The sequence below is a fragment of the Kocuria sp. CH-021 genome (assembly GCF_049716185.1).
GTDB classification, from domain to species: Bacteria; Actinomycetota; Actinomycetes; order Actinomycetales; family Micrococcaceae; genus Kocuria; species Kocuria cellulosilytica.
This window is the reverse complement of record NZ_JBNAFK010000010.1, coordinates 83,786-96,063: the sequence shown is the minus strand read 5'-3', so window position 1 is coordinate 96,063 and position 12,278 is coordinate 83,786. Positions and strand designations below refer to the sequence as shown.

Annotated in this window: 9 protein-coding genes; 6 read left to right on the top strand and 3 right to left on the bottom strand. The window is 73.5% G+C overall.

Annotation, left to right across the window (positions count from 1 at the left end):
- Positions 1-19: 19 nt before the first annotated feature.
- A complete protein-coding gene (locus tag ACPYN7_RS09625) occupies positions 20-823 on the bottom strand; it encodes an enoyl-CoA hydratase/isomerase family protein (RefSeq protein WP_424347495.1) in 804 nt (267 codons plus the stop codon).
- A 188-nt stretch (positions 824-1,011) separates the two neighbouring features.
- On the opposite strand from ACPYN7_RS09625, the gene ACPYN7_RS09620 reads away from it, so the two are divergent.
- Together ACPYN7_RS09620 and ACPYN7_RS09615 are read left to right on the top strand one after the other, a co-directional pair.
- Positions 1,012-2,190 carry an acyl-CoA dehydrogenase family protein gene (locus tag ACPYN7_RS09620; RefSeq protein WP_424347494.1) on the top strand — a complete coding sequence of 393 codons (1,179 nt, stop codon included), beginning with the start codon at positions 1,012-1,014 and terminating at the stop codon, positions 2,188-2,190.
- A 222-nt stretch (positions 2,191-2,412) separates the two neighbouring features.
- The gene (locus ACPYN7_RS09615; RefSeq protein WP_424347493.1) at positions 2,413-3,630 is read left to right on the top strand and encodes an MFS transporter; all 1,218 of its coding nucleotides are present in this window, start codon (positions 2,413-2,415) and stop codon (positions 3,628-3,630) included.
- Between the two features lie 18 nt (positions 3,631-3,648).
- Here the strand turns inward: ACPYN7_RS09615 and ACPYN7_RS09610 are convergent, their stop codons facing one another.
- Positions 3,649-5,058: a heparan-alpha-glucosaminide N-acetyltransferase domain-containing protein gene (locus ACPYN7_RS09610; protein WP_424347492.1), complete on the bottom strand. Its 1,410-nt coding sequence runs from the start codon at positions 5,056-5,058 to the stop codon at positions 3,649-3,651.
- Positions 5,059-5,375: 317 nt separating this feature from the next.
- Between ACPYN7_RS09610 and ACPYN7_RS09605 the strand changes: the two genes are divergently transcribed.
- Both ACPYN7_RS09605 and ACPYN7_RS09600 read left to right on the top strand, forming a co-directional pair.
- The gene (locus tag ACPYN7_RS09605) at positions 5,376-6,125 is read left to right on the top strand and encodes a response regulator transcription factor (RefSeq protein ID WP_424347491.1); all 750 of its coding nucleotides are present in this window, start codon (positions 5,376-5,378) and stop codon (positions 6,123-6,125) included.
- A complete protein-coding gene (locus ACPYN7_RS09600) occupies positions 6,125-7,696 on the top strand; it encodes a sensor histidine kinase (RefSeq protein WP_424347490.1) in 1,572 nt (523 codons plus the stop codon). The genes ACPYN7_RS09605 and ACPYN7_RS09600 overlap by 1 nt, the downstream gene beginning before the upstream one ends.
- Positions 7,697-7,779: 83 nt before the next feature.
- Here ACPYN7_RS09600 and mptB read toward each other — a convergent pair whose 3' ends face one another.
- Positions 7,780-9,390: a polyprenol phosphomannose-dependent alpha 1,6 mannosyltransferase MptB gene (gene mptB / locus ACPYN7_RS09595; RefSeq protein WP_424347489.1), complete on the bottom strand. Its 1,611-nt coding sequence runs from the start codon at positions 9,388-9,390 to the stop codon at positions 7,780-7,782.
- Between the two features lie 284 nt (positions 9,391-9,674).
- On the opposite strand from mptB, the gene ACPYN7_RS09590 reads away from it, so the two are divergent.
- Both ACPYN7_RS09590 and ACPYN7_RS09585 read left to right on the top strand, forming a co-directional pair.
- Positions 9,675-10,982 carry a glycosyltransferase 87 family protein gene (locus ACPYN7_RS09590; protein ID WP_424347488.1) on the top strand — a complete coding sequence of 436 codons (1,308 nt, stop codon included), beginning with the start codon at positions 9,675-9,677 and terminating at the stop codon, positions 10,980-10,982.
- Between the two features lie 46 nt (positions 10,983-11,028).
- Positions 11,029-12,270: a glycosyltransferase 87 family protein gene (locus tag ACPYN7_RS09585; RefSeq protein ID WP_424347487.1), complete on the top strand. Its 1,242-nt coding sequence runs from the start codon at positions 11,029-11,031 to the stop codon at positions 12,268-12,270.
- The last annotated feature ends 8 nt before the right edge of the window (positions 12,271-12,278 follow it).

The following is a 12,278-nucleotide window of genomic DNA, read 5'->3' as shown; positions in this document are numbered from 1 at the left end:
CGACGTGCGGTGGTGGCGCTCAGCGCCCGGAGAAGGAGGGGAGCCGCCGGTCGAAGAACGACTGCTTGCCCTCCAGGAAGTCGGAGGTCCCGAAGAGGACCGGCTGGTGGTCCCGCTCGAACGCCAGGGCGTCCTCGAGCGAGTCCGAGGCCTCGCGGATCCCGCGCTTCACCGCCGCGACGGCGAGCGGGGCCCGCCCGGCGAGCTCGGCGGCGTGGGCGACCGCGATGCCGAGCACGTCCGGGTCCGGCACGAGGTGGTCGACCAGGCCGGCGTCCCGGGCGGTGCCGGCGTCCACGGGTGCGGCCTCGAGCAGGATCCTCCGGGCGCGGGCCGCTCCCACCCGCTGGACCAGCGAGTGCACCAGCCCGCCGTCCGGGGCAAGGCCCAGGCGGGTGAACGGGAACAGGAACCGTGCGCTCCCACCGGCCACCACCACGTCGCAGCAGCACACCAGACCGACGGCCACACCGGCCGCGGGCCCGGTCACCGCGGCCACGACCGGCTTCGCCAGGGACGCGAGCTCCTGCACGAGCCCGGCCACCTCGCTCATCCGGGCTGCCGACTCGGCGGGGCCGGCGGGCGGCATCGCGGCGAGGTCGCCGCCGCCGCTGAAGCAGCGGCCCGCCCCGGTGAGCACCACGGCCCCGGTCCCGGGGTCGGCGGCGAGCTCCGCCAGGGCGGCCCGCAGCCCGGTGCGCAGCTCGTGGCCGAGCACGTTGCGGCGGGGCTCGTCGTCGAGCGTCACCACGGCCACGGCGCCGGTGCGCTCGATGCGCACCCGGGGCGGGCCGTCGGCGGCGGTGGGGGACGAACGGGTCACAGGGGTCCTCCGGGAAGTCAGCGGATGTCGTGCAGATCACATTTCCACGACCCACTGTGAAACCTCAAATACCTAATGTGGCACTCAGTGATACCTATGAATCAATTGTCCGGCGAACCGTGTTGCGCAGCTCACGAATGCGTCATCCTCGTCGGAGGCATCCGAGCACCCGACCCCCAGGAGGACCCATGAACCCCGCCGCGACCGACCTGCTCGACGTCGAAGCAGACCTCAGTGCCGAGGAGCTCGAGACCCGGGACGCCGTCCGGGAGTTCGTGGACCGGAGGATCCGGCCGAACATCGCCGGCTGGTACGCCGACGCCGTCTTCCCGCAGGAGATCGTCCCCGAGATGGCGCAGCTCGGGCTGCTCGGCATGCACGTCCAGGGCTACGGGTGCGCGGGGAAGTCCGCGGTGCAGTACGGCATCGCGATGCAGGAGCTGGAGGCCGGGGACTCCGGACTGCGCACGTTCGTCTCCGTGCAGGGCTCGCTGGCGATGTCCGCGATCGCCAAGCACGGCTCCGAGGAGCAGAAGCAGCGCTGGCTGCCCGGCATGGCCGCCGGCGAGATCATCGGCTGCTTCGGGCTCACCGAGCCCACCGCGGGATCGGACCCCTCGACCATGGCGACCACCGCCGTGCGCCACGGCGACGAGTGGGTGCTCAACGGCGCCAAGCGCTGGATCGGGCTCGCCTCGATCGCCCACGTGGCCGTGATCTGGGCCAAGGCCGTCGACGAGAGCGGGCAGGAGCGCGTCCGGGGCTTCCTCGTGCCCACGGACACCCCCGGGTTCACCGCCGTCCCGATCGAGCCGAAGCTGTCCATGCGCGCCTCGATCCAGTGCGACATCGCCCTCGAGGACGTCCGGCTGCCCGCCGACGCCCTCCTGCCGCACCACCCCGGCCTGCGGGGACCGTTCTCCTGCCTCAACGAGGCCCGCTACGGCATCGTGTGGGGCGCCCTGGGCGCCGCCCGCGACAGTTTCGACGCCGCCCTGGCCTACTCCCAGCAGCGCATCCAGTTCGACAAGCCGCTCGCGGCCTACCAGCTCTCCCAGGCGAAGCTGGTGGACATGGCCCTGGAGATCCAGAAGGGGCATCTGCTGGCGCTGCGCATCGGGCGGCTCAAGGACGAGGGCCGCCTGGAGAACCACATGATCTCGGTGGGCAAGCTCAACAACTGCCGGATCGCGATCGAGGTGTGCCGCCAGGCGCGCACGATGCTCGGCGGCAACGGGGTCACGCTCGAGCACTCGCCGCTGCGCCACGCCAACAACCTGGAGTCGGTGCGCACCTACGAGGGCACCGACGAGGTGCACACCCTCATCCTGGGCCAGCAGCTGACCGGGCACTCCGCCTTCCGCTGAGCCCGCACCCGTCCCCGGGCACAGGGGCCCGGCCGGGCCGCAGTGGCCCGGGGACGGCGCCGTGGGGCGCCGCCGGCGCGGCAGGACCTGATCAAGATCACACCGGGAGGCATGGGAGACCGGGGCGAATCCGCGTAGCATCGAAAGCCACCCCCCTTTCTTCTGCTCGGGCTCGACGACGTGCTCGTTCCCCGTCCCTGCGCCCTCCCGGAAGGACCCGCCGTGCCCGCACCCCGCACCGCCCTGCTCCAGGTGGTCAATGCCCCCGGCCCCGCCGGCACCCGCCTCGCCATCTTCGCCCTGGCGATGGGCGGCTTCGGCGTGGGCACCACCGAGTTCGCCTCGATGGGCCTGCTGCCGTTCATCGCCGAGGACTTCGACGCCTCGATCCCGGCCGTGGGCCAGTCCATCTCGCTCTACGCCCTGGGCGTGGTGGTCGGGGCGCCGCTCATCACGTCCCTCGCCGCCCGGATGGAGCGCAAGACCCTGCTGCTGGCGCTGATGCTCACGTTCGTGCTGGGCAACGGGCTCTCGGCCGCCGCGCCGTCCCTCGAGTGGCTCTACGCCGCCCGGTTCCTCGCCGGCCTGCCCCACGGCGCCTACTTCGGGGTCGCCGCCGTGGTGGCCTCCTCCCTGGTCGCCCGCGAACGGCGCGGCACCGCCGTGGCCCGGGTGATGCTGGGGCTCACCATCGCCAACATCGTGGGCGTGCCGTTCGCCGCGGCCCTGGGCGGGGCCCTCGGCTGGCGCTCGGCCTATCTCCTGGTGGTGCTCCTGGGCGCCCTGACCATCGGGGCCCTGGCCCTCTGGGTGCCGCGCACCCGCAACGAGGGCATGGCCTCGGCGGCCCAGGAGGTCCGCGCCCTCGCCCGGCCCCAGGTGGCCCTCACGCTGCTGGCCGGGGCCATCGGCTTCGGCGGCATGTTCGCGGTCTACACCTACATCTCCCCGACCCTGACCGAGCTCACCGGTCTCGACATCGGCACCGTGCCGTGGGTGCTGGCCGTGTTCGGCGTGGGCATGACCCTGGGCTCCCTGCTGGCCGGCCCGCTCATCGACCGCTCGATCGAGCGCACCGCCCTCGGCGCGGGCGCCGTGTCCGGCGTGGCCCTGGCGTTCTTCGCCCTGTTCGTCCACGTCCCCGCCGCGGCCGTCCTGGGGGCGCTGTGGATCGGGATCATGGGCTCGATCTTCACGACCTCCCTCCAGGTGCGCCTGCTGCGCGAGGCGAAGGACGCCCCCTCCCTGACCGCCGCCATGAACCACGCGGCGTTCAACCTGGCCAACGCCATGGGCGCCTTCCTCGGCGGGATCGTCATCTCCGCCGGCTGGGGCTACCGCTCCCCCGCCTGGGTGGGCGTGGGCCTGGCCGTGGCCGGCCTGCTCATCCTGGGCTACGCGGCGCACCGGCGCCGGCACGCCGTCCCCAGCACGCCGTAGTCCCGTCCCGCGGCCCGTTCAGTCCGTGCGGTGCCCCCGGGAGAGCACGCGCCGGCGGGTGCCGCGCACCAGCCCCGCCACCAGCCGCTCGAGGGGGCCCTGCCCCATGGCCTGGCGCCAGAGGAGCGCGAAGGCCGCGGCCACGCCCACGTGGATCCCGAACCACAGCGGCTGGTCGTAGTGCACCTCGGCGGCCAGGGCCAGCAGGTGCGCGGAGTACACGGTGAGGGTCATCGCGCCCATCGCGCTCAGCGGCAGCAGCCAGGACGCGGAGCGGCGGGCCAGCAGGAGGAACACGCCCAGCGCGGCCACCGCCGAGCCCAGACCCAGCAGCAGGGCCGGCGGGGTGTTGGTGTACGGGCCGCCGACCGCCAGCCACCACCACGTGGTCGTGGGCAGCGTCGGCTCGGGTCCCCACACGATGATGTCGGTGACGAGCTCCGCGTCCAGGCCGGGGGTGCGCGCCACCAGCTGCTCGAAGCCGCCGGCCCGGACGACGAGCGCCCAGGAGGTCAGCGAGGCCCCGGCGGCCAGGAGCGTCCCGCCCAGCACCAGCGCGACCTGGACCCGGAGCCGGGCCAGGTCGAGCCGGCCGATGGCCAGGCCGGTCAGCAGATAGGCCAGGTACGGCAGCGCGGGAAAGGTCCCGGTCAACAGGAGCCGGGCCGCGGTGGCCCCCGGGTCCCCGACGAGGTCGAGGTAGTCCGGGTTGTAGCGCTCGACGGCGGGCAGGACGTCCCGGAGCAGGTGCACGAGCACCGGACCGGCGAGGGCGAAGCACGCCGCCCAGGCGAACAGGGCCCCTGCGGAGAGGCGCAGGAAGGGGATCGCCAGCAGGAAGAAGGCCCCGTAGTAGACGAGGATGTTGACGGCCGGGACCTCGTCGAGCGTGCTGCCGGGCAGCACGTGGTTGATCGCGAGCCCCAGGCCCGCGATCAGCAGGGCGCGCACGGCCGTGCCCGCCCGGTCGGCGGTCAGCGACCGGCCGGTGTGCGGCCTCCGGCCGCCGGTGCTGAAGGCGAGCCCCACGCCGGCCAGGACGGCGAACAGGGCCGCGGAGCGTCCGGCGAAGACGGTCCACTGGACCGTGGGCTCGAAGGTCTCCGGATCCCACGAGGGCAGGATGTGGACGGCGATCATCCCGATCAGGGCCAGGCCGCGGGCGGCGTCCACCCCCACGAGGCGGCGCCGGCCCGGCGCGGCAGCCGTGGTGACGGCCCCGGTGGCCGAGCCCACCGCCGGGTCCGCAGCGGGGTCCGCGATCGAGCCCGCCGCCGGCCCCACCGCGGAGCTGGCCGCCGGGTCCGCCGCGGCGGTCCGTGCCGGGCGGCCGCCCCGGGTCGCGTCCGCGCGGGGAGCGCCCGGCCGCTGCCCGGAGGCCTGCGCCCAGGGCACGCTCCTCGGTGGGCGGTTCCCGGGATCGGTCATGGCGGCGGCCCCCTTCAGCGCGGTGCGACGACGGGCCCCCTGCCCGCCGGGCCCGTCTGGCGGGCCGGTGTGCACTCCACTGTTGCTCGTGCACATGTGCCCGGCTTTTCGGCTTGCTGTGCTTCTCCTGTGACGCGGGTCCGTGCCCGGGCCGGCGGCTGTCCGCCCGGAGTCCGTGCCGCAGCTGTGCCGGCGCACCCGCCGTTCCCGTGCGCGGCGGCACCACGGCACAGGCTCCGCACAGCTTCCACAGGACGCGCGCCTAATCTGGTGGGCAACAGTGACAGTGTCACGTCCGCCCGGCACCGGGAGCTCCCATGCCCTACTCCTCCAGCTTCTCCGTCCTCACCGAGGTCCTGCCCCGCCTGAGCCACCCGGACGGCTCGCCGATCCGGGTGCTGGTGGTGGACGACGAGCCGGCGCTGGCCGACCTCGTGGCCATGGGCACGGGGATGTGCGGGTGGGAGGCGAGGATCTCCCACGAGGGCTTCGACGCCGTGGCCCAGGCACGCGACTTCGCCCCGGACGTGCTGGTCCTGGACCGGATGCTGCCGGGGCTGGACGGCCTGGAGGTCCTCGCCCGGATCCGCCAGTCCTACCCGGAGGTGCCGGTGCTGTTCCTCACGGCCAAGGACGCCGTGGCCGACCGGATCGAGGGCCTGGCCTCGGGCGGGGACGACTACGTGACCAAGCCCTTCTCGATCGAGGAGGTGCTGATCCGGCTGCACCGGCTCGTGCAGCGCTCCGGGGCCGCGGCGCAGGACAGCGCCACCCTGGTGGTCGGGGACCTGGTCCTGAACATCGACAGCCGCGAGGTCACCCGGGCCGGCGAGCCGATCGAGCTGACCGCCACCCAGTTCGAGCTGCTGCGCTACCTGATGGAGAACCCGCGCCGGGTCCTGTCCAAGGCCCAGATCCTCGACAACGTGTGGCACTACGACTTCTCGGGCCAGGCCAACATCGTGGAGCTCTACATCTCCTACCTGCGCAAGCGGATCGACGCCGGCCGCGCCCCGATGATCCACACCGTGCGCGGCGCCGGGTACGTCATCAAACCCGCGTCCTGATGCCGCCCGGCCCGCTGTCCACGCACCGCCCGCCGGACCCGCGGCCGACCTCGTCGCCGGCATCGTCACCGGCCCGACGACGCACCCGCCTGGCCACCCGGCTCATCGCCGGGGTGCTCGTCCTGCTGGCGGTGGTCCTGCTCGTGCTGGGCGCGACCATCGTGGAGCTCACCCGCCAGGACCTCGTGGAGCGGCTCGACGGCTCGCTGCGCCAGGCGACCGGGCGGGCGCTGACCTTCACCCGGGGCGACCCGGCCCTGGAACGGGACCCCCTCGACGCCCCCGGCCAGCCGGTGGGCATCCTGGTGGCCGTGCTGCACGAGGAGGAGCTGGTCAGGGCGTCCTACCGCACCGGGTCCGGGGAGCCCGCGCCGCTCCCCGAGCAGGACGTCGCCGCCCTGCAGGAGGCGGGCGTCTTCGCGGACCGGAGCCCGGACGAGCGGGACCTCGGGGACCGCCGGCGCTCCACGGGCACGGAGCAGGGCCGGCTCACGGACGTGGCCCTGTCCGTGGGCGAGTACCGGGTCGAGTCGGTCGCCCGGAACGCGCGGAACAGCAGCCAGGTGCTGGTCACCGGCCTGCCCACGGCCTCGGTCGACGACACCGTGGCGGAGCTCGTGACCACCATGGGCGTGGGCAGCCTGCTCGCGCTGCTGACCACGGCGGTGACCGGCACCGTCGTCGTCCGCCGTGCCCTGCGGCCGCTGGAACGGGTCTCGGCCGCGGCCTCCGGGGTCGCCCGGCTGCCCCTGGCCTCCGGGGAGGTCTCCCTCGCCGACCGGCACGTGCCCGCCGAGCTCGCCCGGCCCGGCACCGAGGTCGGGGAGGTCGGGCACGCGCTGAACTCCCTGCTCGACAACGTGGACTCCGCCCTCACCGCCCGCCAGCGTTCCGAGACCCGGCTGCGCGAGTTCGTGGCCGACGCCTCCCACGAGCTGCGCACCCCCTTGGCGGCCGTGCGCGGCTACACCGACATGCTCCAGCTCACCGAGCCCCTGACCGAGACCGGCCGGGCCTCCCTGGCCCGCGTGGAGCAGCAGACGCTGCGGATGAGCGCCCTGGTGGAGGACCTGCTGCTGCTCGCCCGCCTGGACGAGGGCCGCCCCCCGGAGCTGCGGGACGCGGATCTCGGCGAGCTCGTGCTCGAGGCCCTCACCGATGCCTCGGCCGCCGGCCCCGACCACGACTGGACCGTGGACGTGCCGGAGGAGCCGGTGCCCGTGCGCGCCGACGTCGCCCAGCTCCACCAGGTGCTGGCCAACCTGCTCTCCAACGCCCGCAAGCACACCCCGCCCGGCACCGCGGTGACGGCCGCCGTGCGCGCCACCGCGGACGGCTGGGCGGAGGCCTCCGTCCTCGACGCGGGCCCGGGCATCCCGCGGGAGTTCCAGGCCAGGCTCTTCGAGCGCTTCAGCCGCCTGGACGCCTCCCGGCGGACCCGGGAGGGCAGCACCGGGCTGGGCCTGTCGATCGTCCGCTCGGTGGTGCAGGCCCACGGCGGCACGGTGGACGTGGAGTCCCGCCCGGGCCGCACGCTCTTCACCGTCCGGCTCCCGCTGGGCGCCGGCTGACCTGCCGGCCGGCCCCGCTCACGGCGCGCCGGCCGGCCCCGCTCCCCGGCGAATCCTCGGCGACTCCCCCGGTCCCGCCGCCCTCAGCGCCCGCGGACGCCCTGTTCCCGGCGACGACGACGGCGGCGGAGCCAGCCCGTCGGACCGCCGTGGACGAGCAGGTGGCGGGTGTGGGGATCCAGGAGCATCAGGTAGGCGGTGAAGAGCAGGGCGGTCACGAACGCGATCGTCGAGGCGTCGACCGCCAGCTCGATGAAGGGCCACACGGAGAGCTGGTCCTGGGCGCCGAAGATCACGAAGAAGGTGAGCACCACGTACAGGGTGCGGATCTGCCAGTTGTCCCTGATGCCGGTCACGGCCAGGAAGGGGAGGAACCACAGGATGTACCAGGGCTGGATGATCGGGGAGAGCAGCACCACGGCGGCGAACGCGAGACCGAGCCGGCGGACCACCCGGTGGTCGTCGCCGCGGAACATCAGGAGCAGCACCAGGCCGATGGCCGCGTACTGCAGGACGTCGCGCAGCACCGGGGCCATCGCCGCGCCCGGCAGGCCGACCGCGTCCGCGAGGCCGCGGACCTTCTGGCTCAGGAACCCCGAGGGCGAGTAGCCGGTGAACCCCGGGGTGGGGTCGAGCAGGGCCCAGACCCATCCGACGCCCAGCTGCTGGGGGATGCCGCTCAGCACGAGCAGCCCGAAGCTGATGGTCGCCGTGGCCGCCCACAGGGCGAACTTCCGCCGCCAGGACGCTCCCGGCCCCGCCCACAGGAGCCCGATGAACGGCAGCAGCAGAATGGTGATCGGCTTGATGCCGATGGACGCGGTCACCAGCAGGACACCGGTGACCGGCCGGCCCGTGGCCGCGCAGTACGTTCCCGCCACGGCCAGCCCGAGCATCAGGGCGTCGTTGTGCGCGCTCGCCACGAAGCTGATGAGGAACAGCGGGTTGGCCACCGCGATCCACAGGGCACGGGCCGGGTCGATCCCGTGCAGCCGGGCGAGCTTGGGCACGTACACGACACAGAGGAGGACACCGGCGCAGGCCAGGAGGCGGAAGAGCAGCACGGAGAGATCCGGGTGCGCGTCGGTGAGGCCCACGATCGCCCGTGCCGACCACAGGAAGTACGGCCCGTAGGGCGTCCGGGCCTCAGCCCACGCCGGGTCCGTCCCCAGCATGAACCAGTTCTCCAGGGCGGAGATGCCGGTCGTGTACGGGTTCTGCTCGGCCAGCATCAGGCGGCCCTGCCCGATGTAGGCGTACACGTCCCGGGAGTAGACGGGGACGGCGAAGAGCAGGGGCAGCGACCAGGCGCAGACCGCGAGCACCACGGAGCGGTGGGCGCCCACCGGCCAGCCCTGGAGCCGCTGCCCGAGCCGGAGCCAGGACCGCACCAGCAGCATGGCGCCCGCGGTCAGCAGCACGGTGCAGGTGTAGACGCCCCATCCCTCGACCCGCAGCGCGATGACCAGTGGATGGCGGACCATGGGCGAGCCGTTCGCGATCCAGCCGGTGCCGACCGATCCGACGAGCATCATCACGGAGCCGATGAGCCCCTGCAGGACGGCGACGTGCGCTCGAGGGTGCCGGTGGGTGCCGGATCCGTCGGGGGAGAACGAGCCGGCGGAGGCGGTCGGTTCCGCGGTCCGGCCGCCAGGGCCCCGCGGCGCCTCCGGATCCGACCCCCCTGACATCATGACGTTCGCTGATCCCCTGAGTGTACGATGGCCGGGCGGACAGGTGCGCGGGACGCTCTCCAGAACGCCGATCCTAGCAGTCGCGCCCCCTTTCACCCTGGCGTCCTCGCCCAGGTGTCAGAAGTTCTCGCCACGTCCTCTCCCCGGGGACCGGCCTGCCGCCGCACCGGCACCGCGCTCGGGCACACTGGTGCTCCGGGGGAACCGGACCGGCAACGGTCCCGGCCGCGGCGCCCGAGCCGACTCCGCCCCTGCTCCTCCGCTCACCTGACAAGGACTGCCCCATGTCGTCCGACACGACCTCCAGCTTGCTCACCCGGTTCCGTGACCGCCCGTCATCCGGGCGCCGGCGGGCCTGGTGGAGGTCCCCGCGCGGACTGCTCACCGTCTTCGTCGGGGTGCACCTGGTGTTCCTGGTGTTCGCCCTGCAGCTGTCCCTGTCCGGCGCCGCCTTCAGCGACACGTACATCTACCGCGCGTGGGCCGAGGCCGGCTTCGAGGACCAGAACCTGAACGGGGAGCCCACCCCCTGGGTCTATCCGGTGCTGGCGCTGGTGCCCATCGCGCTGGCCGGCGCCGCGGGTCCGGGACCGTTCTTCTTCCTGTGGGTCCTGATGATCACCGTGCTCAACGGCTGGGCCGTGGGGAAGCTGACGGACTGGGGCCGCGACCGGAGCGCCCACCCGGCCGCGTGGTGGTGGCTGGGCTTCGTCTTCCTGATGGGGTGGCTGGGCTTCGCCCGCGTGGACGGGCTCACGGCCCCGCTGGTGCTCGTCGCCCTGGTGTACGGGGCGGCGCACCCGGTGGCCGCCTCGGCCCTGCTCAGCGTCGCCACCTGGATGAAGGTCTGGCCGGCGGCCGTCGTGCTCGCGCTCGTCACCGTGGCCCGCCGACGGGTGGCGGTCGTGGTCACGGGGATGCTGGTCAGCGCGGCCGCGGCCGGTGTCGCCACCGCCATGGGCGCGCTGCCGAGGCTCTTCGACTTCCTCACCCAGCAGGGGGACCGCGGCATGCAGCTGGAGGCCACGTTCACCACCCCGTGGCTGTGGTCGTCCGTGCTGGGCCTGGGCGGGTCCCGGATGTACATGAACACGGAGATCAACTCCATGCAGGTCGACGGTCCCGGCGCGGCGACGATGGCGGTGCTGATGCAGCCGCTGCTGCTGCTGGCCGCCGCCGGGGTCACCGTGCTGATCGTCAGGGGCCTCCGCACCGGCGAGCGGGCCGGCGGCACGGATCGCACCGAGCTGTTGCTGGCCGGATCGCTGACCATGATCACCGTCTTCGTGGTGTTCAACAAGGTCGGCTCCCCGCAGTTCATGGTGTGGCTGGCTCCGGCCGTGGCCGTGGGACTGACCCACCACTGGCAGGCGTGGCGGGTGCCGGCAGCCATGCTCATCGCCGTCGCCGCGGCCACGTTCTTCGTCTATCCGCTGTTCTACTACGAGCTCAGCCACAACAGCCCGGTGATGGCCCTGGTGCTGACCCTGCGCAACGCCCTGCTGGTGGTGCTGCTGTGGTGGTCGGCGCGCCGCCTGTACCAGCTGGGCACCCCGCAGCCGGCCCCGGTGCTCGCCGCGAAGGAGTCCTGAGATCGCCGCCGTCTTCTTCGACCGGCTGACCGGTCTCCGGGACGCCGTGCTGCCCGCCCGCGCCGTGGCCTGGTTCTCCCGCCCGGCCGGCGTGTGGTGGGGTTTCGCCGTCGTCCACCTCTACTTCCTGGGCTGGATGATGTCCTTCGTCGTCCACGGCGAGGCCTTCAGCGACACCGAGCAGTACCGCCGGTGGGCCATGGCCGGGTACGACCCGACCGACGCCGGGGACGGGATCAGCCCGTGGGTGTACCCGGTGCTCGCGCAGATCCCGATCCACCTGGCCGGGATCGCCGGCCACGGACCCTACCTGCTGGTGTGGACCCTGATCATCACCGTGCTCAACGCCGTGGGCCTGCTCTGCCTCACCCGCGGCCGGCGGGGCGAGCAGGGCATCGCCCCCGCCTGGTGGTGGCTGTTCTTCACCGTGTTCCTGGGCTACCTGAGCTTCGCCCGGGTGGAGGGCATCGCGGCCCCGATCGTGCTCGTGGGGCTCCTGTACGCGTCCGAGCGGCCCGTCCTCGGCTCCGTGCTGCTGAGCACCGCCACGTGGATCAAGGTGTGGCCGGCGGCCCTCGTGCTCGCCCTGGTCATCGCCTGCCGGCAGCGCGTCCGGGTGGTGGCCGCCGGGGTGGGGGTCACCGCCGTGGTGGTGCTGGGCACGCACCTCTCGGGCGGCCTGCGGCACATCGCGGACTTCCTGGTCAACCAGGGCGAGCGCGGCATGCAGCTGGAGGCCACGTTCTCCACCCCGTGGGTGTGGCTGAGCGTCTTCGGCGTGGCCGGGTCGCGGATGGCCGACAACGTGGCCATCAACTCCACGGAGGTCCACGGCCCCGGCACCGAGCTCGTCGCGCTCCTCATGCAGCCGCTGCTCGTGCTCGCCGTCCTCGCCGGTGCGGCCCTGCTGATCCGCGCGCTGCGGCGCGGGGCCGAGCGCGAGGAGCTCTTCTACGAGGGCGCGCTGATGCTGACCACGATCTTCATCGTGTTCAACAAGGTGGGCTCACCGCAGTTCATGATCTGGCTCGCCCCGGTCGTCGTCGCCGGGCTCGTGCACGACCGGCAGCGGTGGCGGACGCCGGCGGCGCTGCTGATGGGCATCGCGGTCACCACGTTCGTGATCTATCCGCTCTTCTACACCCCGCTCATCCACGCCCACCCGGCCATGGCGGCCGTCCTGACGGCGCGCAACGTGCTGCTCGTCGTCCTGCTGAGCTGGTCCGTGCAGCGCGTCGCGGCGCTGGGGCGCAGGGTCCAGCCGGTGCCGCAGACCCTCGACGCCTGAGCCGGCGG